At 59.6% G+C, this 24850-nt stretch carries 20 protein-coding genes; 9 read left to right on the top strand and 11 right to left on the bottom strand.

The genetic code is table 11. The features are described 5' to 3' along the window. Positions 1-23: 23 nt before the first annotated feature. Both NCHU2750_RS24685 and NCHU2750_RS24690 read right to left on the bottom strand, forming a co-directional pair. A complete protein-coding gene (locus NCHU2750_RS24685) occupies positions 24-2267 on the bottom strand; it encodes a FepA family TonB-dependent siderophore receptor (RefSeq protein ID WP_119944452.1) in 2244 nt (747 codons plus the stop codon). A 291-nt stretch (positions 2268-2558) separates the two neighbouring features. Next, the gene (locus tag NCHU2750_RS24690; protein ID WP_162939786.1) at positions 2559-3998 is read right to left on the bottom strand and encodes a glycosyl transferase family protein; all 1440 of its coding nucleotides are present in this window, start codon (positions 3996-3998) and stop codon (positions 2559-2561) included. Between the two features lie 110 nt (positions 3999-4108). Here NCHU2750_RS24690 and NCHU2750_RS30675 point away from each other — a divergent pair, with 110 nt between their 5' ends. Beyond that, a complete protein-coding gene (locus NCHU2750_RS30675; protein ID WP_162939787.1) occupies positions 4109-4360 on the top strand; it encodes a hypothetical protein in 252 nt (83 codons plus the stop codon). Positions 4361-4454: 94 nt separating this feature from the next. After that, positions 4455-5939, top strand: coding sequence for a sensor domain-containing diguanylate cyclase (locus NCHU2750_RS24695; RefSeq protein WP_119944454.1), 1485 nt, complete (start codon positions 4455-4457; stop codon positions 5937-5939). A 235-nt stretch (positions 5940-6174) separates the two neighbouring features. Here NCHU2750_RS24695 and NCHU2750_RS24700 read toward each other — a convergent pair whose 3' ends face one another. Further along, positions 6175-9306, bottom strand: coding sequence for an efflux RND transporter permease subunit (locus NCHU2750_RS24700; RefSeq protein WP_119944455.1), 3132 nt, complete (start codon positions 9304-9306; stop codon positions 6175-6177). A 12-nt stretch (positions 9307-9318) separates the two neighbouring features. Beyond that, positions 9319-10545, bottom strand: a complete 1227-nt coding sequence (locus NCHU2750_RS24705) for an efflux RND transporter periplasmic adaptor subunit (RefSeq protein WP_119944456.1) — start codon at positions 10543-10545, stop codon at positions 9319-9321. A 221-nt stretch (positions 10546-10766) separates the two neighbouring features. Here NCHU2750_RS24705 and NCHU2750_RS24710 point away from each other — a divergent pair, with 221 nt between their 5' ends. Then, entirely contained in the window at positions 10767-11522 is a 756-nt protein-coding gene (locus tag NCHU2750_RS24710) for a response regulator transcription factor (RefSeq protein WP_119944457.1), read from the top strand. Positions 11523-11583: 61 nt separating this feature from the next. Here NCHU2750_RS24710 and NCHU2750_RS24715 read toward each other — a convergent pair whose 3' ends face one another. Beyond that, positions 11584-12447, bottom strand: a complete 864-nt coding sequence (locus NCHU2750_RS24715) for a MipA/OmpV family protein (RefSeq protein ID WP_245480511.1) — start codon at positions 12445-12447, stop codon at positions 11584-11586. 280 nt (positions 12448-12727) lie between these two features. On the opposite strand from NCHU2750_RS24715, the gene NCHU2750_RS24720 reads away from it, so the two are divergent. Then, positions 12728-14092, top strand: coding sequence for an ATP-binding protein (locus tag NCHU2750_RS24720; protein WP_119944458.1), 1365 nt, complete (start codon positions 12728-12730; stop codon positions 14090-14092). A gap of 61 nt (positions 14093-14153) precedes the next feature. Here NCHU2750_RS24720 and NCHU2750_RS24725 read toward each other — a convergent pair whose 3' ends face one another. From NCHU2750_RS24725 to NCHU2750_RS24745, 5 genes are all read right to left on the bottom strand, one after another. Further along, positions 14154-15338 (bottom strand): M20 aminoacylase family protein, encoded by a 1185-nt coding sequence (locus tag NCHU2750_RS24725; RefSeq protein WP_119944459.1) that lies wholly within the window; start codon positions 15336-15338, stop codon positions 14154-14156. Positions 15339-15410: 72 nt separating this feature from the next. Next, the gene (locus tag NCHU2750_RS24730) at positions 15411-16190 is read right to left on the bottom strand and encodes an amino acid ABC transporter ATP-binding protein (RefSeq protein WP_119944460.1); all 780 of its coding nucleotides are present in this window, start codon (positions 16188-16190) and stop codon (positions 15411-15413) included. Beyond that, positions 16187-17119 carry an amino acid ABC transporter permease gene (locus tag NCHU2750_RS24735; protein WP_119944461.1) on the bottom strand — a complete coding sequence of 311 codons (933 nt, stop codon included), beginning with the start codon at positions 17117-17119 and terminating at the stop codon, positions 16187-16189. Before NCHU2750_RS24735 ends, NCHU2750_RS24730 begins: the two co-directional genes overlap by 4 nt. Then, the gene (locus NCHU2750_RS24740; protein ID WP_119944714.1) at positions 17116-18003 is read right to left on the bottom strand and encodes an ABC transporter substrate-binding protein; all 888 of its coding nucleotides are present in this window, start codon (positions 18001-18003) and stop codon (positions 17116-17118) included. The genes NCHU2750_RS24735 and NCHU2750_RS24740 overlap by 4 nt, the downstream gene beginning before the upstream one ends. A gap of 70 nt (positions 18004-18073) precedes the next feature. After that, entirely contained in the window at positions 18074-19057 is a 984-nt protein-coding gene (locus NCHU2750_RS24745) for a substrate-binding domain-containing protein (RefSeq protein WP_119944462.1), read from the bottom strand. 103 nt (positions 19058-19160) lie between these two features. Between NCHU2750_RS24745 and NCHU2750_RS24750 the strand changes: the two genes are divergently transcribed. After that, positions 19161-20486, top strand: a complete 1326-nt coding sequence (locus NCHU2750_RS24750) for an aminotransferase-like domain-containing protein (protein ID WP_119944463.1) — start codon at positions 19161-19163, stop codon at positions 20484-20486. Positions 20487-20618: 132 nt separating this feature from the next. Here the strand turns inward: NCHU2750_RS24750 and NCHU2750_RS24755 are convergent, their stop codons facing one another. Then, positions 20619-21290, bottom strand: a complete 672-nt coding sequence (locus NCHU2750_RS24755) for an RraA family protein (RefSeq protein WP_119944464.1) — start codon at positions 21288-21290, stop codon at positions 20619-20621. Positions 21291-21554: 264 nt separating this feature from the next. Between NCHU2750_RS24755 and NCHU2750_RS24760 the strand changes: the two genes are divergently transcribed. The 4 genes from NCHU2750_RS24760 to NCHU2750_RS24775 are packed head-to-tail and all read left to right on the top strand — an operon-like array spanning position 21555 to position 24844. Further along, positions 21555-22049, top strand: a complete 495-nt coding sequence (locus NCHU2750_RS24760; RefSeq protein ID WP_502703880.1) for a 2,4'-dihydroxyacetophenone dioxygenase family protein — start codon at positions 21555-21557, stop codon at positions 22047-22049. Beyond that, complete coding sequence (locus NCHU2750_RS24765) at positions 22027-22782, top strand: SDR family NAD(P)-dependent oxidoreductase (RefSeq protein ID WP_119944466.1); 756 nt, start codon at positions 22027-22029, stop codon at positions 22780-22782. Before NCHU2750_RS24760 ends, NCHU2750_RS24765 begins: the two co-directional genes overlap by 23 nt. Before the next feature lie 41 nt (positions 22783-22823). Beyond that, positions 22824-24122: an MFS transporter gene (locus NCHU2750_RS24770; protein WP_119944467.1), complete on the top strand. Its 1299-nt coding sequence runs from the start codon at positions 22824-22826 to the stop codon at positions 24120-24122. Further along, positions 24119-24844, top strand: a complete 726-nt coding sequence (locus tag NCHU2750_RS24775) for an SDR family NAD(P)-dependent oxidoreductase (protein WP_119944468.1) — start codon at positions 24119-24121, stop codon at positions 24842-24844. Before NCHU2750_RS24770 ends, NCHU2750_RS24775 begins: the two co-directional genes overlap by 4 nt. The last annotated feature ends 6 nt before the right edge of the window (positions 24845-24850 follow it).

The raw sequence follows: 24850 nt of genomic DNA on the forward strand, positions 1-24850 counted from the left end.
GGGAGGAATAGACTACCCTGAGCTTAGAACGTCGTATTAAGACCCAGATAGAAGGAACGGCCTGGCTCGTTATAGCTGTTGGCACCGTCGCCGGAGCGCAGCAGGCGCTTGTCGAACATGTTCTTCACCCCGGCGCTGACCGAGAAATGATCATTGACGTCATATTTGACGTTGATGTTTGCCACCGCATAGGCATCCCGCGCCACCGCCGCGTCAATCGCCTTCCCGGTGGATGAGTTCACCGTCGCTGGCGAAATCTTGCCGTAATAGGTGCCGGACAGCGTAATCGTTGCGCTCTCGATCGGCTTCCAGTCGAGACCCGCATTGAGCGTATATTTCGGCACGAGAGAGAGAGGCTGGTTATCGCTCTTGTTCTTGCTTTCGATCATGTAGGTCGCATTGAGCGAAGCAGTCAGTTGCTCGCCGACCGGCATGGAGAAATTGCCCTCGAGGCCGGAAACGACGGCTCGCGGTATGTTGTCCCACTTGAAGTAATAGTAGCTGCCGTCGCCGCCATAGGCCTCCGTGCCGGCCTGGATCTTGTTGTGATAGTCGTTGCGGAAATAGGTGAGCCCGGTGTTGATGCCACCGTCGTCATTGTAGTTGATGCCGATTTCCTTGTTCCAGCTGGTCTCGGCATCGAGATCGGGATTGCCGACAACATAGCATCCCGCATCGCTGCTATAGCCGCTATAGCCACCGGACAGGGTGTAGTTCACGGGGCAACCATTGCCGGCGGACTTGTAGACATAGTTCGGATTGAGCTGGAAGAGGTTCGGCGCCTTGAATGCCCGCGCGATGCCGCCCTTGATCGAGATCTCGGAGGTGACGGCATAGCTGGTGTTGAGGCTTGGGCTGAAATTGGTTCCGAAGCTCGTATCGTAGTCGAAGCGCAGCCCCGGCGTGACAGTCCAGTCATCCGTGATCTGGAGGTTGTCCTCGGTGTAGAGACCGAAATCCCATTTGTCGGTCTTGGGATCGCGGTTTGCCGGATCCGAGGAGGTGCCGGGAATGACGATAGCGCCAGTGGTCTGTGTGATCGAAGCGGAATCGTCCATGTATTCGCCGCGGAATTCGGCACCAAGCGTAGCAGTCTGATCGACCCCGAGCGTGAACGGGATGTTCCATTCCGTCTTGCCCGTCACGTTGTCGAGCTGGATCGTGGAACTGTCCTCGGTATTGATCGCACCCTCGATCCCGCCCGTCAGGCCTTCACCCAGGCGTTTGTTCAGCGTGCGCTCCCACTGCAGATAGCTGAGGGAATCACCGAAGTCGTAGTTGCCGTGATGCGTGACGGAAAGATCGTATCGCGTCAGCGAATTGGTTTCCTGGCCATAGAGTGCTGGCACCAGCGTCGATGCCTCGCCCTTGAGCACGCTCAATTGCGAATCGCCGGCATAGAGATTGCCCTGGCGGCTGTAACCGCCCTCGATATCGAAACTGTTCTGTGCGTCGAGATCAAACTTGAACTTACCGCGGACGTCCTTGTTGATGACGCCTTCGCGTCCCGCTACCGGGCTTCCGCCATCAACAGAACTGTTGATGTCATAGGCGTCTGGGCTCGTCCGGTTGTAGCTGCCCATCAGGAAGATCGACGTCCTGTCGGTCAGCTTGCCGCCGGTCGTGGCGGTCGTGCGCCACGACGTGCCTTCGCTTTTATGCTCCGGCGTCTCGCCGAAGATCGAGACGGTGGAGGTCCATTTTTCCGGCTCGCGCGTGATGATGTTGACGACGCCACCGGCGGCACCGGAGCCGTAGCGGGCAGCCGCCGGCCCACGGATGACTTCGATATGGTCGATTGCCTCCGCAGGCACCCAGTTGCTGTCACCGCGTGAATCGCGCTCACCGCCGCGGCCCATGCGCACAGAGTTACGCGACAGGACCGGCTTGCCGTCGATCAGAATGAGGGTGTTTTCAGGACCCATTCCGCGGATGTCGATCTGGCGTTGGTTGCCGCGCTGCCCGGTCGATGTCGTACCCGTCAGGTTGACACCCGGCATCTTGCGGATGATCTCTGAAATATCGTTGGTGACCGGATTTTTCTCAAGGTCATCACGTGAAATGACCGAAACGCCCGGCATCTGCTTGAGCTGCTGTCCGGCGCTGAGCACGATCGGTTTGAGCTCCGTGTTGTCCTTGTCCGCCTGCGTCTGCTGGGCTTCCTGGGCCATAGCCGACGAGGCGGCAAGAAGCACGACGACAAGCGCCGTGGTCCTGTTCAGTCTCCCGACTGCAAGGGGTCTCCGGGACCGGCGTATCACAACCATTCGGTGGGCCTTTCATTCAGATTTAAATATGATGAAAAGGTTCATATTTACGTGAACGAGGCCGGGCAAACTCTATAGTTTATAACGGTTCCAATTTTCACTAGGCGACGGCAGGGGCTGGCACGAGATGCCGGTCGGCAGCCCTCGAAGCCAATTTCGAGAATAAAAATGCGACGGGAGGGTGGTCTCAGATGACCGGCCGGCGCCATCGTGAGACGGCTCGGTTGGCAACCTCAGCTGCGGGAAAACGCGCGTCTTGTCAGGCGAATAGGCGGCGAAGAAGAGGGCGGGTCAGCCCGCCAGCCGCCTGCGCTGCGCCCAGAGTGCCGAGGCCCTGGCCTTGGCCATCTCGAAATCGTAGTCTTGAGGGGAGATGGTAAGAAGTGCGACGGCCGTCGTCTCTATGACGATCGTCTCGGCCAGTTCGTTGCTGGCCGCGCCTGTCCAAACGGCCCTCCAATGCTCGCGCTGGGTCAGGTAAGGATGATCCGAGCGTGGTGTCATGTCGCGCCCTCCAAGCACGATCTCCTGTCGCTCCTGCCCCTGCAGCAGCGCCAATCTCGTTGTCCGGCGAGGATTGACCTGCGCCACGTCTCTCATGGCGTTGACGATCATGACGTTCGTGGCGTCGATCAACGAGCAGACATCGCCGTAGAGATCGCGCTCCGACAGGTGATTGGCCCCCACCAGCACCGCCTCGGCCGAAAAGGGATTGAGCAGATTGGCAAGCGCGTTGATCGGCGTGCGCGACTCAAACAGCGGGTACAGACCGAGAAGACCCTGTAGTTCCGGCAGCAATGTGGTCAGTGGTGCGTAGGCTATACGCTGCCTATTCAGCGCTTGCTCGATCTCATCCGTGGATCTGCAAATCGGAATACCTGCATCCTTCGCTGCCGATTCCAGCTTTCCACCCGCCGTTCCGCTTACCGATTTTCCATGCAGAAGGACGCGATGCCCGGCACCGGCCACAAGCTTTGCGGCGTAAATGAACCACGGGGCATCCCCCCAGCGCGGAGAAATATAGACCGGCCAGTCGAGATCCGGCCGAATTGCTTCACGCCGGCCGCCCATCACTCTTTTTCGCGCGGCCGCGACAAAACCCGCAAGCTCCGTTGCGGTCACGCCCCGATATTGCAGCGTCATCAGCAGGCCACCAACCTGCATGGGGTCTGCCGCACCATCGAGTACGACGGAAAGCGCATCCTCCGCCTCCTCTCTCGACAGCGGTCTTGCCTGTCCTGGCCCCTGAGAGGTCAGAGAGATGTATTTTGCCAGACGTCTCTGTTCCGGCGACTGGTCGCCGATGGAGTTGAGCCTGCGGGCAACCGCGAACTTCGAGGGCATGCCATCCATCATCCCTGCATTGGTCACGGGCAAAGGGACAGGTGGCAATCCCGTCGGATCGGTCCATGGATCGGCAACCGAAACCGCAGCAACGCCTTCGACCTGACGCCCCTGAAGGAACATCTCCGAGGCCATGACGGTCATGCTGCGTGCCCTGGAGCGTAGCGCCTCCGCCAGGGGTGTCGGAACCATGCCCTGTCCCGTTTTCACCAGTATCCTGTCGGAAAAGAGTGTCCGAAGCTCGCTCAACATTCGGCTCATCGCCGAGACGTGGATGCCGAGCGCTGCCGCTGCACCGGAGACGCTCCCCTCCGTCAGCAATGTATCAAGAGCCAACAGCAGCCGCGCATTGTTGACTACATCCAGAAGCTCGATTTCACCCATCATGTCGCAATTCGCAGTCCTGAAAATCAGGCCGCAGACGGCCTGTTCATCGAACGGCCGCAGGGCACAAAAAATCGTCCCTGCCCCACCGTTCAAGAAGAGCTCCATGCTGAGTGCCGGAGCAGAAACCAAGGCCCGGATTGCCATTGCGGCAGCGTGCCCCCCAGTGCTTCCATACGCGCGATGCTGCAGAGCAGCAATACCTGATTTTTTTTCTCAATATTTTGATGGCGCGCGTCAAAGTTGATATATCAGGACAAGCAAGGCTCGAAGCTTCCATTGCGAACAGCGCTTCGACTAAAACGATAGCCGAAGCGCGCAGTTTCGCCGCTTGCCTCGATACCGGAAAACTCAGAACAACTTAAATCCCGGCAAGCACCGGTTTACCTATTGCTAATAGGGTTACAGCCCGACAAAACGGCACACAGCGCATATTCGCAGCTTCATTTCAGGCCCCCCATGACCAATTCATTCGATTCCGGCATTTTCAACCTTGCGCCAATCGCGATGTGGATCGAGGATTTCAGCGAGGTACAGGCCCTGTTCGATACGTGGCGCGGTCAGGGCGTGACGGATATCAGGACATTCCTGCGGGAAGATCGGGACCGTGTTCTGGCCTGCTCAAGGCGCATCCGTGTCCTTGAAGTGAATGCCAAGACCCTCGAACTCTTCGAGGCCGACAGCCTTGAGCATCTGCGTGCCAACATCGCTTCCGTCTTCCGCGACGACATGCTCGACACGCATATCAACGAATTGGCCGCATTATTCGACGGCGAGCTCTCCTTCTCCAGCACCACCGTCAATTATGCCATTTCCGGCACGCGACTGGATATCCAGCTTCGCGGGGCCGTGCTTCCCGGATATGAGAAGACGCTCGGCCGGCTGCTGCTGACGACGGAAGACATCACCCGGCAGGAAGAGGCCCGGCGGGCCGAAATCGAACAGCGGCGTCAGGCCGAAGGCATCTTCGAGCATTCACCCGTTTCGCTGTGGCTGGAGGATTTCAGCCGCATCCGCATGCTGATCGAAGATATCCGCAACCGCGGTATCACCGACTTCCGCACCTTCATGGACGTCCATCCCGAATTTGTCCGCCAATGCATGAGCGAGATTCGCGTCATCGACGTCAATCAGGCGACGCTCGACCTTTTCGGCGCGAAGGACCGTTCTGACCTTTTGCAGCGACTGAACGAGGTTTTTCGTGACGACATGGAAAAACCTTTCCGCGAACAGCTGATGGAGTTGTGGAATGGCAATCTCTTTCATCATCGCGAAGTGATCAATTACGCGCTCGATGGCTCGGAACGCCACATCCTGCTGCATTTCTCGGTCTTTCCCGGCCATGAGGGAGATTGGTCGCGCGTGCAGGTGGCACTGGCAGACATTACGGCCCGCAAGAAGGCGGAGGCCTATCTGGAATATCTCGGCAAGCACGACGTACTGACCAAACTTTACAATCGCGCCTTCTATGTCGAGGAGATCAACAGGCTTGAGCGGAAACTGCTCAGGCCGGTATCCGCCATCGTCATCGATCTCAATGGCCTGAAGGAGATGAACGACCAGCTTGGCCACGACGCAGGTGATGGTCTGTTGCGGCGGTTCGGCGAAATCCTCAACGGTGCAGTATCGCCACCAAACCATGCCTGCCGAATCGGCGGCGACGAATTCGCCGTCCTGCTTCCCGGAGCCGATGCCAAGGCCGCAGCAGCCATGGTGGACACCATTCTTGAGCTTCTGAAGATCAACAACCAGTTCTACTCGAGCGCGCCCCTCAGTATGGCCTGCGGGGCAGCGACAAGCGAGCCCGGCGAAGCAATGGAATCCGTCGTCAAACGGGCAGACCAATTGATGTACGAACAGAAGAAGGCCTATTACGCCAAGCGTGGCGTGCATCAAACAGAGAAACCGGCAGCCCAGCATAAGACCACGACCCAAGTCCGCTGACCGCCGCGACGCGAATTCGCTCAAAAGAAAAAGGCGCTCGACCGCAAGGGGAGCGCCTTTTTCTTTCATCCGGACGATATCAAACACCGTGGCTGTTGCCACGACAGGACGTCGTCTTACGGGAAGTGGCGCTGAGATACTGCCGCACCCTTTGAATTTCAAGCGGCAGCACACGGTTCGCGCTGATACAAGTCGCCGCACCCGTTCGGAGAAGGAGGCTTGGCGGCAGATTTCGTCAGCTCTTGTGGTTTCTGTTCTGCCAGCGCTCCTCGACCGATCGAACGATCAGATAGAGGGATGGCACCACGAAGATGGACAGGAGCGTGGAGATCAGCATGCCGCTAACGACAGAGACACCGATCGACTTGCTGGCATTGGCACCGGCGCCCGTCGCCAGCACAAGCGGCAGCATGCCGACGATGAAGGCGATCGAGGTCATCAGGATCGGCCTGAACCGAAGCCTACCGGCTGTCACGGCGGATTCGATCAGCGACTTGCCCTCCTTGATCCTTAGTTCACGGGCAAACTCGACGATCAGAATGGCGTTCTTGGCGGCAAGCGCGACGAGCAGGACCAGCCCGATCTGGGTATAGAGCGTGTTCTGCAAACCGAGCGCGAGCAACACGGCGACCGTCCCGGCAAGGGCAAGCGGCACCGAAAAGATCACCGGCAGTGGTCCAAACCAGCTCTCATATTGCCCGGCCAGCACAAAATAGACGAGCACCAGCGCCAGTCCGAAAGCAATGTAGATCTGGCTGCCCGCCAATTTTTCCTGGTAGGAAATGGCCGTCCAGTCGGTCGTCACGCCCGTCGGCAGGGCGGTTGCAGCAGCCTTCTCCATGATCTGCATGGCCTGGCCAGAACTCATCTGTGCCTGCGGGCGGCCGATAATCGAGGCGGCGGGATGCAGGTTGTAGAGCGAGATCAGCGATGGCCCGATGACGTCATGGACATTCACCATGCTGGCTATCGGAACAAGGGCACCGGAGGAATTCGGTACCTTGAGACGATCAATGCCTTCCGCCACACTGCGGTAGGAACCTTCCGCCTGGACATAGACCTGGAAGACATGCCCGAAACGGGTGAACTGGTTGACATAGGCCGACCCGAGATAGCCGGACAGGGCATTGAGGACATCGCCGATTGAGACACCGAGCGTTTCCGCCTTGGCGCGATCGACGTCGATCGAAAGCTGTGGCGTGTTGAAGTTGGCATTAACCTGCACGCCCTGCAGCGAGGGGTTCTTCGCCGCCTCGCTCACGACGCTGCCGGCGACCTCGGCCAGACGGTTGAAATCAGTGCTGCCGTCAGCCAGTTCGACCATCATCGAAAACCCGCCGGTATTACCGATGCCCTGGATCGATGGTGGCGGAACGACGAGCGCCATTCCATCATCGAGATTGGCAAGCCTCTTCGATACCGCCTGATAGATCGGCAGAAGGCTCAACCCCTTGCCACGTTCATCCCAGGGCTTAAGTACGATATAAGCCATGCCGGCACTGGGAAGTGGCGCAGCATTATCCAGGAGCGAAACACCTGCCACGGTGATCACATTGTCAACGCCGGGCTGGTTCCGCAGGCGCTCCTCGACCTGTTGCAGGGATGCGTCGGTGCGTTCAAGCGATGCGCCGGCAGGAAGCTGGATGGCCGCGACAAGATACCCCTGGTCCTCGAGCGGCAGGAAGCCCGTTGGAACCTTCGACAGGCCGAGGAAGGCGAGAGCCACGATGGCCAGCGTGACAACCGCAACGACGTAGCGATACCCCAGCAGCCACGACAGCAATCGTGTATAGCCGCCTTCAAGTCTGTTGAAGCCGCGATCGAACCATCGGAAGACGAAGTTTCGCTCGCCAACCGGTTTGATCGGCCTCATCCACAGCGAAGCCTGGACCGGCTTCAACGTCACGGCATTGATGGCGCTGATGACCGCGGTCGCCGCGATGACCAGCGCGAACTGCTGATAGAGTTTTCCGGTCAGGCCCGGCAGGAATGCAGCTGGCAGGAAGACCGACACAAGCACGAGCGTGATGCCGATGATCGGCCCGAAAAGCTCATCCATCGCCTTGGCGGCAGCCTCAGGCCCCTTCAGCCCCGACGCCATCTGCCGGGCGGCACCTTCGACGATGACAATGGCGTCGTCGACCACGATGCCGATCGCCAGTACCAGGGCAAAGAGGGTGGACATGTTGATCGAGAAGCCGAACGCCGCCATGGCGGCAAAAGCACCGATCAGCGTGACGGGAACTGTCGTCGCCGGCACGAGCATCGCGCGCCAGTCCTGTAGGAACAGAAGGATGACGACCAATACGATGGCACAGGCCTCGATCAGTGTCTTGTAGACCTCATCAACGGCGGCATTGACGAAGGCGGTTGTGTTGAACGGCACCGAATAGCTCAGCCCAGCCGGGAAAGCCTTGGCAAGGTCCTGCATGCGGCTTTCAACCGCCTTGGAAACATCAAGTGCATTGGCCTCCGGAAGCTGGCTGATCGCCAGGGAGGCAGATGCCCTGCCGTTGATGCGGAAGATCTGTCCGTAAGATTTTGAGCCGAGCTCGACGCGTGCGATGTCGCGGATCCGCGTGATCGCACCCGTCTGCGTATTGGATTTGACGATCACATCCTCGAACTGCTCGACCTGATTCAGCCTGCCGTTAATCTCGATCGGCGTCTGGAAGCCTTGCCGGTTTTCCACTGGCGGCATGCCGATCTGGCCGCCGGAAACCGTCTGACTCTGCGACTGGATGGCGCTCACCACATCGGATGGTTTGAGCCCGCGTGCCTGAAGCCGATCCGCGTCGAGCCAGATACGCATGGCGTAGTCGCCCGACCCGTAAACGGTCACGTCGCCGACGCCCGGAACACGAGCCAACGCATCCTTCAGGTTGATCGTCGCGTAATTGGCAAGAAACAGACTGTCGTATTTGGGATCTTTTGCATCGAGCGTGACAAAAGCCAGGATAGACGTGGAGCGCTTGCGAACCGTCACCCCTTGCGACTGCACCGAACTCGGCAATTGCGCGTTCGCCGCATCGACGCGGTTCTGCACGAGAATCTGTGCCTGGTCCGCATCGGTACCGATATCGAATGTGACAGTCAGCGAATAGGTGCCGTCGCTGGCGCTGGTCGACTGCATGTAAAGCATCCCCGGAACACCGTTGACCTGCTGTTCGATTGGCAGGGCAACGGTGTCCATCAACGTCCTGGCGCTGGCACCGGGATAACGTGCCTGAACCTGGATCGTCGGAGGCACGACGTTGGGATACTGGGCAATCGGCAGCCGAAGGAAGGCGATTGCGCCGATGAGGATCGTCAGAAACGCGATGACGTTGGCGAGCACCGGCCGCGCGATGAAAAATCGGGAGAGCATGGCGTGATCCGATCAGTTGGACGGCGTCGCCGAAGCGTGCTGTTTGTCACCCTCGGTTCCGGCTCCTGCTGCGGGAGCGACTTGCGGGTCAATCTTCTCGCCGGCCCGCACACCGCCGAGCGCGTTGGCGACGACCCTGTCCTTCGCCGACAAGCTTCCTTCCACCTGCTGCAGGTTTCCGCTGCGGTCGAGCAAGGTGATGGAACGGCGCTCGACGGTGTTGTCGTCCTTGACGGCAAGGACGAAACGCCCCTGCTGGTCGGTACCAATTGCAGACGGAGGAACGAGCACAGCGTCGTCGACGGTCCCCATCGGAATGCGCAGGCGCACGAAGAGATTGGGCAAGAGCTCGCGGTTCTTGTTGTCGAAGATTGCCCTGACCGCAAGCGTACCGCTGCCGGCATCGGTCTGCGGTGAAACATAGTCGATCCTGCCCTTGTAAGGGAAATCGGTGTCGATATTCGTCGCGGCCTCGACGGTAATGTTCCGTATGTCCTTGGCCGTCAGGCCGCGCTCACGCACCTGCCTGCGGATCTGCAACATATCGGTGTCGGAGATCGCGAAGGAAACATGAATGGGGTCCAGTCGAACGATGGTTGCGAGCACTGTCGGCCCGCCGCTGCCGACGAGTGCGCCGACATCGGCCTGATGCTCGGTCACAAAACCATCGAAAGGGGCCGTTACGCTGGTATAAGCGAGATTGATCTGTGCCTGCTTCAGCGAGGCCGCGGCGGAATCGAGCTGAGCCTTTGACGTATCCCGGCTGGAGCGGGCGTTATCGACGCTCGCCTGCGTGGTCGTCGAGGAGCGCAGCAACTCTTGCTGCCGATCGAGCTGGACCTGCGCATTGTCCAGACTGGCTTTGGCCTGTTCGACGGAAGCCTGCGCTTGCTGCTCCTGCGCTTCGTATTGGTCGGGCTCGATGAGAAAGAGGCGCTGGCCTTTCTTGACCGCCTTGCCGTCCTCGTAATCGATGGATCTCAGATAGCCTGTGACACGAGCAGTCAGATCGACACTATCCAGCGCTTTCGTCGTACCGGTTGCGTTGAGATAGCGCATAACGCTCGCCGTTTGGGGCTGAACTACCGCCACGGATCTAGGAGGTGGCGTGGCGCCTTCGCTCCGCTGCTGTCCACTGCATGCTGTCATCACAAGCAAGGTGTAGAGGAGGAGGGTGTACTGAACGCAACGCGCAAGGTGCATGCCATGGCTCGAGGGCTTGGCGAGATTGAGTTGCATAAGCCTGCCTATCGGATATTGGAAACAGCCTTGATCGTGAGCGCGGAGAAACTCTCCACGAAACTTGCGGACGATCTATCGGTCGCTTTTTGCGTAGCGTTTGCGGCATTGTTGCAGTTTATTTCAGGCTACGTCGATTGCCTGTCGCCGTCGCGAAGCTTTCCAAGTCTCGCAACAAAACTTAATAAAGAGACACATATGCGGTGCGGAACGCGTGCGACATGCGTGCTTTGCGGCAAGTAGGGAAGGCCGACGTGCAACCGAATTCCACCAGTTCGAAAATCCTAATCGTTGAGGATGATCCCGAGATCGGCAAGCTGCTGGCCCTGGCCGTGCAGGAAAGCGGCATGTCCGCAACCGTTGCCGAAGACGGGAATGTGATGAACGCCCTCATGCGCAGCAATGATTTCGATCTCATCATCCTCGACGTAATGCTGCCCGGCGAAGACGGATTGAGTATCTGCAGACGCATCCGGTCTGAAAGGACCACGCCTATCATTCTTTTGACCGCGCTCGGCGAGGAGGTCGACCGGGTCGTCGGTCTGGAAGTCGGCGCTGACGACTATATTACCAAGCCCTTCAGCCAGCGTGAGGTCGTGGCGCGCATACGTAGCCTGCTGCGGCGGGCCTCCTATGGGCTTGCCCATACGACGGTGCAGCGCAGAATGCGTTTCGACGGCTGGCAGATCGATCCGATGCGCAGGCAATTGCATGATCCGAGCAACGCCCGCGTCGCCGTGACAACGACGGAATTCGACCTGCTTCTTGCCTTCTGCCGCAATCCGGGCCGCGTGATAACCCGCGAGGAGCTGCTTTCGCTCACCCATACCGGTCTCGCCGGGCCGATCGAACGCAGCGTCGATGTACATATCAGCCGTCTGCGTCAGAAGATCGAACCGGATCCCAGAAATCCTATTCTGCTGCAGACGGTCAGGCTCGGTGGCTACATGTTCACCGCCAGCGTCGAACAGGCCTGACAGAACACAAAGAAGCCGGGCGATAACCCGGCTTTTCTCGTCCAGAAGGGCTCTTCTCACGTCAGAATTTGTATCCGACGAACAGCGAGCTCGATGGCTGCACCTTCTTGTCAACGATCGGGCTGTCCGCCGCGTCACCAGTGAGGATGCCGACACCCGCTTCACCGCGCACCAGCCAGTGCTCGCTCAACATGTACGTTGCCGAGGCAGTGATGTTGACGCGCTTGAGCCCCGCCTCGGCCTTGTATTCCGGCAGGCCGGAGCGTGCGGCCTGGGCGGAGTTCACGCCGAAATAAGCCTGCATGTGCTTGTCATTGGCAACGATTGCCTCCACGCCCCCACCGAGGATCAGCCGGTCCGTTAAAGGTGCCTGGTATTCCGCTCCAAAGGTGCCGATCAGGCTTTCACTGCCGTCGATCGTCTGGTCGACGCTGGCATAGACTTCAAAGCCCTTCCAGGAATAGGAAGCCTTGACACCCACCGTCGCGGCGAAATCGATGTCACCCAGCCCGTGAAGCCGGTCGGCATCATCCTGGTCCCGGCCGCCCTCGTAGCCCACCTTGGCGCCGAGCGCGAACCCGTCATAGTGGAAGGGGGTGATCGTGACACCTCGCGGGTCGATCTCCAGCCAGTTTCCGTAGGTGAACACGACGATCGGGACAGGGTTGATCTTGAACTTGTCGCCGCCCTCGTATTCCGGTTCATAGATTGCTCCGGCGCCGAGGATCAGGCTCCAGTTGCGCTCGGGCTTCTCATTGTCGAAACGCGTCTGGTCGAAGGTCGGATCGGGATCGGCCCCCGCCGTGCCCATATCAGCGGCAAATGCATTTGAGCCCGTGCCGGCGAGCACGAGTGACATATAGAGGGCGCCGGGTAGAACGGCGCTTGCGAGACGCCGCCGATCGGTCCTTTGGATGAATGACATGGGTGCTCCAGTGATTTGGCACAGCGCTCACCAGGAAGCGGACCGTGCATGCAACACCACCGTCGTGCCACGGACAGGTCCTGTGCAGCGTGTCTTTGTGTTACGGTTTGTTGCGACGCAGTATGGGCCGGTTTCGCATCGCGGTTTCGACGCCGGCGAAACAAAACTTAATGCCCAACCGCGTTGGACGGCGCTATTGTCGCCCGGGGTGACCGGGCCATTCTGCCCGCCAGCCGGCTTTGCACAGGATAAGGCATAAGGAGGCATTTTGAGATTTAGCTTGCGACGGTCGATCTCAACCATTCAGGGGCAGATTACGGCTGTCATCCTGTTGTGCCTCGTCATTGCCTTCCTCATTGGCTCGACGTTGGAGCAGTGGGTTGGCGACGGCTATGGCTCAACCGATCTGGAGGGAATGTCAGATCGTGTTTCGGCGATCGCATCGGTGCTTGCCACGGCCACTCCCCCGGAAAGGGATGCGATCATGCAGGCTGCCAATCGGGAAGATCACAATCTGGCTCTTCAGCCTATCGCCTACGCGCAGCGCTTCACGTCCTCCTCGCCCGAGGAGCCATTTGTGGAAATACTGGTCGATAGGCTTCTTCCACCGGATGGCCGGCCGCAACCCTTCGGTGGCTGGAGAACCTTTGTCGATGGCAAGCGCGTGCTGGCGACCAAGGTGGATGACGACACGCTTCTGGTCATGGATCCGCTGCCGCCAAATTTTCTGCGCAGCGATGCTTTGCGGTTTGGTTCGAATTACCTTGTCGCCACCGTGACGTTGATCGTGCTGTTTTCGATTTTTGCGATCTGGGCCATTACCCGCCCGTTGCGCCGTATTGCGGCGGCGGCGATGAGGGCGGACTTGTCGACGGATGCCGCCCCGTTCGAGGAGCGCGGCAGCGTCGAGATCATCGCGCTGGCAGGTGCGCTCAACGGCATGCAACGCCGAATTTCTACCATGGTGGAGGCGCGGACGCGGATGCTGCGCGGCATCAGCCATGATCTTCGCACGCCATTGACGCGGCTACGGCTACGGGCGGAGCGGGTCGGGGAGACGGAGGTGAGGGATGCGCTGCTTGTAGATATCGAGCGGATCGACCGCCTGCTCAAGGAAAGCCTGGGCTATCTTCGCGATAACTATCAGCGGGAGGCAGCGCAACGCGCCGATCTTGCCTCGACGGTGAGGACGATCTGCGATGAATTTGCCGACATGGGTCACGACGTCATCTATCGCGGGCCCGCACGCACGATCACGAGCTTCAAGCCTCTGGCATTGACGCGGGCGGTCACCAATCTCTGCGAGAACGCGGTGAAATTCGGCAGCAGGGTCGAGATCGAGCTTCGGGTCACAGGCGCTCTCGCCGTCATCGACGTTATGGATGACGGTCCGGGTATTCCAAAGGAATATCGAACCCGGGTTCTGGAGCCATTCTTCAAGGTGGATGCCGCGCGCGGCGGCAACAACGCGGGCTTCGGTCTAGGCCTTTCGATCGTCGCCGAAATCGTCCAGGCGCATAACGGCAAGCTGGAACTGCTCGACCGGATCCCCAAGGGGCTATTGGCCAGATTGACATTGCCAATGGCAGTGGCGTCCCTTGAGCCCTTGACCACCACGGCCTCGTTGGCAGGCCAGCGGCATTGATCTGAGCGTCGGGAAACGGACAGGCCGCCACCTCGGCGGCCTGTCGATTTCCGGGTATGCTTCAGGCGTCGAGATAACGCTCGGCCAGGCGTGCCCACATGGCTGCACCCGTCGTCAGGCTGCCGTCGTTGAAGTCGTATTTCGACGAATGCAGGATGGCGGAGTCCTTGCCGTTGCCGAGACGCAGGAAGCTGCCGGGGCGATGTTCGAGGAAATAGGCAAAATCCTCGCTGCCGGGCAGGAGCGGGCATGTGGCGACGTTCTCCGCGCCGATCAGCTCTTCCGCCACTTCGCGGGCGAAGGCGGTTTCCTTTTCCGAGTTCACGACAACCGGATAACCGTGCTCGTAGTCGATTTCGGCGGTCGCGCCATGACCTTCCGCCACGCTTGCCGTCAGCTTGCGGATCCGCTCCTTAAGGAAGCTGCGGATGGCCGGATCGAACGAGCGCACGCTCATGCCGATCTTTGCTGTGTTGGCAATGACGTTGGTGGCTTCGCCGGCATGGATCGTGCTGACGGTGACCACCGCCGTTTGGGTCGGATCGACATTGCGCGAGACGATCGACTGCAGGGTGGTGACCAGATTGCAGGCGATCAGCACCGGATCGACCGTCAGGTGCGGGCGCGAAGCGTGGCCGCCCTTGCCGGTGATGGTGATCCTCACGGTATCGCCTGCCGCCATGATCGGCCCGGAGCGGGTGAGCAACGTGCCGGCAGGCATGCCCGGATGGTTGTGGAGGCCGAAAATCGCATCGATCGGGAAGCGATCGAACAGACCGTCGTCGATCATTCGCTTGGCGCCGCTATTTTGGCCCGCTTCTTCCGCCGGCTGGAAGATCAGCGTCACGGTACCGTTGAACCGCTTGGTGCGGGCGAGATATTCGGCAGCTCCAAGCAGTACGGTCGTATGGCCGTCATGGCCGCAGGCATGCATTTTGCCGGGCACGGTGCTGGCATATGCGACACCGGTCTCTTCAGCGATCGGCAACGCATCCATGTCGGCACGGATGCCGATGCTCTTGCTACCCGTGCCATTCTTGAGGACGGCCACCACGCCATGCCCACCGACATTGCGGGTCACTTCATAACCCCAGCCTTCCAGCTTGTCGGCGACATAGCGCGCGGTCTCGGCCTCCTCGAAGGAGAGTTCGGGATGGGCGTGCAGATGATGGCGGGTCGCCTTCAACTCGGCTTCCATGGCATCAAAATCGGAGACGCGGGCGTAGAGATTGTCTTGGCTAGGCATCGGATTTCCAGGTTTTCCAGAATTACAAGAAAAGACCCCGGCCTTTTGGGCCGGGGCGAGTTGGGGAGGGGACTAGAGAAAGCGCGACAGGAAGGCCTGCGTGCGCGGATGTTGCGGGTTGCCGATCACATCTTCCGGCTTGCCCTGCTCGACGATCACGCCGCCATCCATGAACACGACGCGATCTGCGGCTTCCTTGGCGAAGCCGATCTCGTGGGTGACGACGATCATCGTCAGACCCTGCTTTGCAAGATCTCGCATGGTTGCCAGGACTTCGCCGACAAGTTCGGGATCGAGCGCCGAGGTCGGCTCGTCGAACAGCATCAGCTTCGGCTTGATCGCCAAGGCACGGGCGATTGCCACACGTTGCTGCTGGCCACCGGACAGCTGGCGGGGATAGGCGTTGGCTTTTTCCGCCAGACCGACGCGCTGAAGAAGGTTCCTGGCGGTCTCGATCGCGTCCTTGCGGCTGTGACCGTGAATGCCGACCGGCGCCTCGATAATGTTCTGCAGCACCGTCATATGCGGGTAGAGATTGAACTGCTGGAACACCATGCCGATCTTGCGGCGCTGCTTGGCGATACCATTGGTGGACAGCTTCTCCAGCCGGTCATTCTTCACCCGATAACCGATCTGCTCCCCATCCACCTCGATATAGCCCTTATGGATGGCCTCGAGGTGGTTGATACAGCGCAGGAAGGTCGACTTACCCGAACCGGACGGCCCGAGGATGACGACGACTTCTCCCGGCATGACGTCGAGGTCGATGCCCTTGAGGACCTCAAGGTGATCGAAGGACTTATGGACGTTGCGGGCCTGGACGAGAGGCTTTGCGTTCTCGACGATTGTCAATGGCTTGCCTCCTCGGCTGTGGCCGTGGCCGCTGCCTTGGCGAGACCGGCATTGCGGCGGTCACTGCGGCCATAATAGGCTTCGATGTAGCTCTGGCCGATATTCAGCACCGAGGTGATCAGCAGGTACCAGAGGACAGCCACCAGCAGCATCGGGATGATTTCGAACGTGCGGTTATAGATCGACTGGACCGAATAGAGCAGGTCGGCCATGGCGATGACGCTGACGAGCGAGGTCGCCTTGATCATGCTGATCAACTGGTTGCCGGTCGGCGGCACGATGGAACGCATGGCCTGGGGGATGATGATCCGCCACAATGCGCGGGCTCTCGTCATGCCGAAGGCTTCAGCAGTTTCCGCTTGGCCGCGGTCGACCGAAAGCAGGCCGCCACGGATGATTTCAGCCATATAAGCTGCTTCATTAAGCGCCAGGCCAACGATTGCGGCCGTCATCGGGGTAATGACCGAGTTGGTATCCCAGCTGACAAGTGTCGGGCCGAAGGGGATGGAGATCGAAATGGCCGGGAACAGCGTCGACATGTTGTACCAGAAGATCAGCTGGACCAGCAGCGGCGTGCCACGGAAGAACCAGATGAACAGCGAGGCAAAACCACTGGCGAGCCTATCATTCGACATGCGCGCGATAGCGATGAGAAGACCGACCATGACGCCGAGGATCATGCCGACAACCGTCAGGCCAAGGCTGACATAGAGGCCCTGCATGACGGTCGGATCGAAGAAATAATGGGCGACGACCGGCCAGCCGAAATTTTCGTTGTTGGCGATGACCCAGCCGAAATCGATGACCACGAGGGCGATCACGATCCAAAGAACGAGGCGGCCGATACGGAAAGGCGTGTGGGCCGTCGCCACATCGCGGAAGTCGGCAGCGCCCGAAGGCGCTTCGCTGGTGGTGGTTTTGGTGCTCATTTGGGAAGCTGTCCGCCGAGGTTAAGTCCGGGCTGCTTGATCATGTTGTTCTCAAGGCCCCACTTCTTCATGATCGTGGCATAGGTACCGTTATCGATCAGCACCTTGATGGCATCGATCATGATCGGTCCGAGCGGCGAACCCTTCGGCACGACGGCGCCCTGGAAGATGTCGTCGAAACCGTTCTTCTGGCCGACGCCGGTCAGTTCAAGCTGACCATTGGCCTGCTGGACGAAATAGGTCAGCGGAGCCTGCGAAGAGAAGAAGGCATCGGCGCGCTTGGAACGCACGGCCAGGATCGAGGCCGGCTGGTCGGTGTAGGACTGCACTTCGACGGCGCCCTTGCCATCCGCCACGCACTTGTCGGATTGAGCTTTGATCACCCGCTCGGCGGAACCGCCGGCCATGACCGAGACGCGCTGGCCGCAGGCGGTATCGAGCGAGCTGATGCCTTTCGGATTGCCCTTTAGCGTCGCGAAGACCACGAATTCCTGAACCCAGTCGACGAAGTCGTTGGCCGTTTCGCGATCCTTGTAGTCACCGATCGGGCCGAAGGCGAACTGATAGCGGCCGGAATTAACGCCAGCCAACAGCGCAGGCAGGCCGCCAACTGTTGCATGTTCGATCTTGACGCCGAGAACCTGGCCGAGTGCTTCGGTGAGATCTGCGCTGGCGCCGGTCATTTCAGTGCCGGTGACGATTTCGTAAGGGGGGAATGAACCGTTGTTGACGGAGGTCATCTTGCCGGCAGTCTTGATGTCATCGGGCAGCTTGTCGTGCAGGGCCTTGTTGACTTCGAGCTTCGGTGCGGCGTCCTGCGCTTTGGCAATGCCGGCAAAGGCAGCGCCAGCGAGCGCAAGAGCGATGAGTTTCTTATGCGACATGTTCATTCCCCTTTGTCTTACCAAGTGATGTTCCGTCTGATGACGTGACGTCTGTTGCGATGGTTTAATTTCAGGCCTTGGCGGGCTCGATGCGGCTGCCATCGGTGTCGTATGCGAAGAGCTCTTCCGGCGTCATATGGCGCTTCATGATGCCCTGGGCATGCAATTCCTTGGCAAAATCGTCGATCATCTTGCGGTTGGCAGCAAAGCCGCTGGCATCCCAGCCCTTGGGCAGGTCACGCGAGGTCCGCAGCACTTCGTCGAACATCCACGGCGTCGTTTCGGCATATTTGCGACGCTTGGCGGTCCACATCTTCTGCGACTCGTCGACAAGCCTGCTCACTTCGGCGATGACCCACGGGTTTTCTGCGACGATCTCGGCCTTGATGCAGATCATGTGCATCCCCGGAACATAGCCGACATCATCAAAATAGCGCTGCTCTTCCGAGCGGAAATCCGACAGAACCTGGCGGAACGGCGATCCCGGCTCAAAATAACCGTCCGGCATGAACGGCGTAAAGATAGCATCAAGTCCACCTTCGCGCAGCAGATCGACCATCGGGCGCTCGCCCGGGCAGGCCTCGATCAGGCCAGGCTGTCCGAAGCCGTCGAGACGGTTGGTGATCGGATGGGCCTCCGTCAGGCGGCCAGCATACCACATGGCATCCTTGACCTCGACACCCTCGCGGCGGATTGCTGCGCGCGTCCAGGTGTTGCCGCTGTCACGCCAGCCGGTAACACCGATCCGCTTGCCTGCAAGCTGAGCAAGAGTGGTGATCTTGCTGTCGGCCATGGTCATGATGCAGCGATGACGGAAGCCGCGCATGATGAAGTTCGGAATACCAACAACACTGTCGTCGCCATCGTGGCGCAACTGAGTATAGCGGCTGAACGACATTTCGGCGGCATCATGATCGGGATCCTTGCCGACATGAGAGACCAGCGTACCGATGCGATCGACCTGTAGGTCGAGCTTGTCGGAAGTAATATCGCCGAGGACCAGCGGCGTCATGTAGTCCCAGTCACGCAGTGCAATTCGAAGGCGCAGTGTCATTTGAGATACTCATGTCAGAAAATGCTGATAGACCGAGATTAAAATGTTCATTTCGAAATGATCAAATGTTATTACGTTATTGAACATTTAAAATGGTGACGAAATGAGCGATGCCTACGACTCGATCTGGTTTGCCGAAAAATTAAGCGATCGCACTATTCGCGGAATCGCATTGGAAACCAGTGCGTTGATCCGGGCAGGCGCTCTTCCCGTCGGTGCCAAGCTGCCTGCGATCCGCGATCTCGCTTTTTCGCTCGGAGTAAGCCCGGCGACCATTTCGGAGGCCTGGAGCGAGCTGCGGCGACAGAAAATCATCACGGGGAGGGGGCGTAACGGGACCTGGGTCAGCGGAGATCGCTTCATCGCCAAGCCCGAGCGCCTGGCGAGTTCGGGCGATTATGGCGCCGGCGCACTCGACCTCACCATGGCCGTGCCCGATCCCGTGCTTCTACCTACACTGGAGAAGGCCCTCGTCTATGGTGCCTCGGCACAGGACCTCAACAGCTACCAGCGCAGCCGCATCCTGCCCGAACTTGAGACCGAGGCCCGCAAGACCTGGCCCTACGAGGCCGAGGCCTTTCTGGCGATGAATGGCGGCTACAATGCCGTCTATACGGCCATCCATGCACTCGTGACACCCGGCGCACCTGTCGCAATCGAGGAGCCGACGGCCATGCGCCTTCTCGACATCCTGGAGCATCAGGGCGCCCGTATTCTGCCGGTCAAATGCGATGCAGACGGCCCGCTGCCGTCATCCCTCAAGGACGCCATGCGTTACAAGCCCGTCGTTTTCCTGTTCCAGCCACGGCTTCATTCGGTAACCGGCAGGACGGTGACGCCGGAACGCCTCGGGGAACTCGCAGACGTCCTGCGCGGTAGTGACATCCTGATCATCGAGGATGATGGGATCGCCGACATCGCGGCAAGTCCGCGTCATTCGCTTGGAAACGAATTCCCCGATCGGGTCATCCATGTGCTTTCCTACTCCAAGACGCTGGGGCCCGACCTTCGCCTGGCGGTGCTGTCGGGCACAAAGGCGATCGTCGAACAGATCCAGTCCTATCGAAGCTTCAGCGCGGCCTGGACCACCCGCATTCTCCAGGCGGCCGGAGCCTGGCTGTTGCGCCAGCCCGAAACCTGGCAAAATATCGAAGCCGCGCGGACCATATATAATGAGCGTCGCGACCGTCTTGCCGAGGCGCTAAGGGCACGCGGGCTGGCTATCCAGACCGGCGCAGGCCTGTCGCTCTGGGTGCCGGTCGCCTCCGAGCCGTTCGCGATGGTGACGCTCGCCGCCCGGCATATTGCGGTCAATTCCGGCAGCAAGTTCCATGTGAATGGAAGCAGCAGCATTCGCGTGGCCACATCCATGCTCGATGAGCGCTGCGAGGAGGTGGCCGAGGCAATCGCCCTTGCCCACGCGATATAAGTAAAGCTTTATCGAGAAATTCGCAGGCACAACCTGGAGGGATAAATGTCGGGCGTCGCGTCGGCAGTCCCTGCATGCTTGCCTACTCTTACCCCGGTGCAATGTGCACCGGGGCAGTAGTGGAAAGATAGATCAGATACGCCCGAATTCGGCCAGCAGATCCTCGACGGTCTTGCCCTGTTTGACCCAAGCCCTTGTCTTTTCCTCGCGTTCGGCCTGCTCTTCGGCGAGAGACAGCACTTCCTCTGCTCGGGCGAGGGGGATGACGACAACGCCCATCAGGTCGGCGACGACAAAATCGCCGGGATTGACCACGATACCGCCGCAGGCAATCGGCACATTGAGGGACAACTCCTCCTTGCGCCCGGAAAACATCGTGTGGGTGCCGCGCGGCGTGATGGCGCGCGTCCATATCGGCCATCCGAGGTCCTCCAATTCGTCGGTATCGCGACCCGCGCCGTCAATGACCATCGCTCTGATACCGCGATTCTGAGCCAGACCTCCCATGAGGCCGCCACAAACGGATGTGTTGGGATCGCCACCGGCATCCACGACGATCACGTCGCCGGGCTGGCCGATTTCAAGCGCCTTCAGCGGATCGACCAGATCACCCTTGGAGAGTTGAACCGTCAGTGCCTGACCGCAGGTCTTGGCACGAAATGCCGGCTTGATACCGCTGTCCATCACGCCTGTTCGATATTGGGAATCGGCGAACACAGCCGAAACAGAGTAGAATTTCATCATCGCATCGAAGCGCGAGAGAAGATCGGGGTGGCGATCGAAATTATTGAATTGCTTTAGCATTTTTCTCCTCACTGACTTTCTTCAGGTCCGTTGATCCGTCTGCCAACTCCCATATTGCAGCTCGCTCGTGGGTGATCTGCTACTGCCCGTCAGCTTTTCAGGGCAGAATTCCGGCAATGCGTTTATTGACATTCGTCAAACCTGACCCTAGTGTATTCCATATTGTGGACGTTTAACCACTATATGGTCACTTTGGGAGGTATCATGAATTTGTCAACGACTCCAGCCGCTAATCAGGAACTCGATGCGGAAACAATCCGCCGGATGCCCTATCAGAAGCCCCAGCCCGAGGGCATGATTCCCGACCTCGTCGTTCCAAACGCCATTCCGCTCGACGATCGCATCTGGGTACCGCAATCCGAGAATGTCTGGTTCCGCCCGCTGTGTCTCAATCGCTCTGCCGGCTACTGGATGAACCTTCTGAAGGTTCGCAAGTCCGGCGTGCTGAGCCGTCACCGCCATCCCGGCCCTGTGCATGCCATGGTTCTCAAGGGTAGCTGGCGCTATCTCGAGCATGACTGGGTTGCCACGGAAGGCTCCTACGCATTCGAACCGCCGGGCGAAATTCATACGCTCGTGGTCGATGAAGGCGTCGAGGAGATGATCACCTATTTCCAGGTCAACGGCTGCATGTACTACGTCGATCCCTGGGGTAACCACAACGGCTACGAAGACGTCTTCACCAAGATCGACATGTGCCGCGCACATTACGAGTCTGTTGGCCTGGGACGTGACTATGTCGAACAGTTCATTCGCTGAGGAAACGAAGGGCCATGCCCGCTACGACATGAGCGGACTGGTGGCCGTCGTGACCGGCGGACTGACGGGTATCGGTGCAGAGATCGCAGCCGCCCTGAAGGCTTGGGGCGCAGAGGTCTGTCTTTGGGACATGAGGGCCTCTGCCGAGGCCCCCGATCAGGTCGTCTGCGACGTCAGTCAGTCGCAGTCGGTATCCCAGGCTGTGGCGACGACGCTATCGCGGTTTTCGCGCATAGACATCCTTGTCAACAATGCCGGCTTTGCAGGCTCCACGGTTCCCGTCTTCGACTATGCCGAAGACGAATGGCGCCGCATTATCGACGTCAATCTCAATGGTACATTCCTTGTCAGCAAGGCGGTTGCACCGGTGATGGTTTCTTCCGGCTGGGGCAGGGTGGTCAACATAGCGTCGCTTGCCGGCAAGGAAGGCACGCCGAATTCGGCCGCCTATAGTGCCTCGAAGGCCGGCGTCATCGCCTTCACCAAGGCGCTCGGCAAGGAACTGGCGCAGACCGGCGTGCTCGTCAACGCCGTCGCGCCGGCGGCGGTGGAGACTGAACTCCTGAAGCAGATGAACCCGAGCCATGTGCAGACGATGATCGACAAGTCGCCGATGAAGCGCCTCGGCGCACCGAGCGAGGTCGCCGAACTCGTATCATGGCTGTGCTCGAGAAGCTGTAGTTTCAGCACCGGAGCAGTCTTCGACCTGTCTGGAGGACGGGCAACCTATTGACCAACAAAACCTGACAACGAGTGAGGAGCTCGGGAGGATCAATGATAACGGAACTCGTGAAAAGCGCGCGGCTGCGCCGCGTGCAGTGGATTGCTGTGGCCTTTTTGACCGCAGCAGGCATTATCAACTACGTCGATCGCAGCGCGCTTTCGATCGCCAACAGCTCCATTCGCGAAGAGATGGGGCTGTCGCCCAGCCAGATGGGGCTTCTTCTGTCGGCCTTCTCGCTGGCCTACGCCTTCGCCCAGTTGCCTACGGGCGCCCTTCTCGACAAGCTCGGCTCGCGCATCATGCTGGGTGCGGGCATGTTCTTCTGGTCCGTCGCCCAGGTTTTCTGTGGCGCGGTGCAAAATTTCTCGCATTTCATCGTCGCCCGCGCCGTTCTCGGCATCGGTGAGGCTCCGCAGTTCCCGGCCGGCGCCAAGGTGGTCAGCGAGTGGTTCAATGTCGGCGAGCGCGGCAAGCCGACGGGTATGATCGTCGCTTCGTCCTGTATCGGCCCCTGCATCGCACCGCCGCTCCTGACTGTGTTGATGCTGAATTTCGGCTGGCGCTGGATGTTCATCGGCACCGGTATTCTCGGCATCATCGTCGCGGTCGGCTGGTATCTCATCTATCGCAATCGCAGTGAGGTAAAGCTTACCGCTGCTGAGGAAGCGTTCATCGACGAGGGCCAGGAAAAACAGCCTGCTGAATCGATGACGGCCAGCGAGTGGAAGTCGCTTTTCACCCATCGCACCACCTGGGGCATTATCTTTGGCTTCATGGGCGTGATCTACATGGTCTGGCTTTATCTGACCTGGTTGCCTAGCTATCTCGAGCATGCCCGTGGCTTCACCGTCGAGAAGACCGGCTGGGTCGTCGCCATCCCTTACCTGTTCGGCACCGCCGGAATGCTCTGCGCGGGCGGCGTGGTAGATTTCCTCGTCAAGCGTGGTCTGCCTGTCATCTCCAGCCGCAAATGGCCGGTCTGCACGGGCCTGCTCGGTGGGGCGATCTTCACCATTCCCGCCGCCTATACCCCGAATGCGACCATGGCGGTCGTCTATATCTGCCTGGCCATGTTCTTCATCAACCTGGCAAGCGCCGCATCCTGGACGATGATCAGCGTCGTCGTTCCGAAGCGGCAGGTGGGATCGCTCGGCAGCATCATGAATTTCGGTGGCTACTTCGCCGGATCCTTCGCCCCGATCGTCACCGGCTTCATGGTCGAACGAACGGATTCCTACGTCAACGCTCTGCTCGCGGCAGCCGTCATCTCGATCGTCGCGGCACTCGCATTCTTCCTGCTGGTCCAGAAAGACATCAGGGTCCAGCACACATCGAAGGTAATGGCATGACCTATCAGACAGACTTGTTCAAAGGAAAGGTGGCGCTGGTAACCGGCGCCACCACGGGCATCGGAGCCGGCATTGCCGCGGAACTGGCCAAGTATGGCGCTCGCGTTGTCGCCGTTGGCCTGGGAGCCGACAAGTTCGAGGCGCCGGCCGGCCTCGATATCGAGGCACGGGAACTCGATGTAAATTCCGACACGGCGGTGAAGGAAACAATCGCCGGCCTCGACCGGCTCGATCTCGTCGTCAATTGCGCCGGCGTCATCCGACGCGTGGAGGAGCATCAGATCGACGTGTTCGAAAAGGTACTGGCAATCAATCTTACCGGCACGATGCGGGTCTGCACCCATGCGCGGGACAAGCTGAAGGTAAACGGCGGCGCAATCGTCAATACGGCCTCGATGCTGTCCTTCTTCGGCGGCGGTCTTGTTCCGGCTTATAGCGCCAGCAAGGGCGGCGTCGCGCAGCTGACCAAATCGCTGGCGATTGCCTATGCGCCGGATGGGATTCGCGTCAATGCCGTGGCACCGGGCTGGATTGCAACCCCGCTGACCCAGGCACTTCAGGATGATCCGGCACGGGCTGGCCCTATCCTCGACCGAACCCCGTTGAAGCGGTGGGGCACACCCGCAGATGTCGCAGCTGCGACACTGTTTCTGCTGAGCCCGGCAGCATCCTTCATGACCGGAGTTGTCATGCCCGTCGATGGTGGTTATCTAGTCGCCTGAGGGCGA

The organism is Neorhizobium sp. NCHU2750, assembly GCF_003597675.1.
Taxonomy (GTDB): domain Bacteria; phylum Pseudomonadota; class Alphaproteobacteria; order Rhizobiales; family Rhizobiaceae; genus Neorhizobium.

Coding starts and splice junctions, on each gene's coding strand:
- NCHU2750_RS24685 (WP_119944452.1), bottom strand. CDS start 2,267: ATGGTTGTGATACGCCGGTCCCGGAGACCCCTTGCAGTCGGGAGACTG.
- NCHU2750_RS24690 (WP_162939786.1), bottom strand. CDS start 3,998: ATGATGGGTGAAATCGAGCTTCTGGATGTAGTCAACAATGCGCGGCTG.
- NCHU2750_RS24695 (WP_119944454.1), top strand. CDS start 4,455: ATGACCAATTCATTCGATTCCGGCATTTTCAACCTTGCGCCAATCGCG.
- NCHU2750_RS24700 (WP_119944455.1), bottom strand. CDS start 9,306: ATGCTCTCCCGATTTTTCATCGCGCGGCCGGTGCTCGCCAACGTCATC.
- NCHU2750_RS24705 (WP_119944456.1), bottom strand. CDS start 10,545: ATGCAACTCAATCTCGCCAAGCCCTCGAGCCATGGCATGCACCTTGCG.
- NCHU2750_RS24710 (WP_119944457.1), top strand. CDS start 10,767: ATGCGTGCTTTGCGGCAAGTAGGGAAGGCCGACGTGCAACCGAATTCC.
- NCHU2750_RS24715 (WP_245480511.1), bottom strand. CDS start 12,447: ATGTCATTCATCCAAAGGACCGATCGGCGGCGTCTCGCAAGCGCCGTT.
- NCHU2750_RS24725 (WP_119944459.1), bottom strand. CDS start 15,338: ATGCCTAGCCAAGACAATCTCTACGCCCGCGTCTCCGATTTTGATGCC.
- NCHU2750_RS24735 (WP_119944461.1), bottom strand. CDS start 17,119: ATGAGCACCAAAACCACCACCAGCGAAGCGCCTTCGGGCGCTGCCGAC.
- NCHU2750_RS24740 (WP_119944714.1), bottom strand. CDS start 18,003: ATGTCGCATAAGAAACTCATCGCTCTTGCGCTCGCTGGCGCTGCCTTT.
- NCHU2750_RS24745 (WP_119944462.1), bottom strand. CDS start 19,057: ATGACACTGCGCCTTCGAATTGCACTGCGTGACTGGGACTACATGACG.
- NCHU2750_RS24750 (WP_119944463.1), top strand. CDS start 19,161: ATGAGCGATGCCTACGACTCGATCTGGTTTGCCGAAAAATTAAGCGAT.
- NCHU2750_RS24755 (WP_119944464.1), bottom strand. CDS start 21,290: ATGCTAAAGCAATTCAATAATTTCGATCGCCACCCCGATCTTCTCTCG.
- NCHU2750_RS24760 (WP_502703880.1), top strand. CDS start 21,555: ATGCCCTATCAGAAGCCCCAGCCCGAGGGCATGATTCCCGACCTCGTC.
- NCHU2750_RS24765 (WP_119944466.1), top strand. CDS start 22,027: ATGTCGAACAGTTCATTCGCTGAGGAAACGAAGGGCCATGCCCGCTAC.
- NCHU2750_RS24770 (WP_119944467.1), top strand. CDS start 22,824: ATGATAACGGAACTCGTGAAAAGCGCGCGGCTGCGCCGCGTGCAGTGG.
- NCHU2750_RS24775 (WP_119944468.1), top strand. CDS start 24,119: ATGACCTATCAGACAGACTTGTTCAAAGGAAAGGTGGCGCTGGTAACC.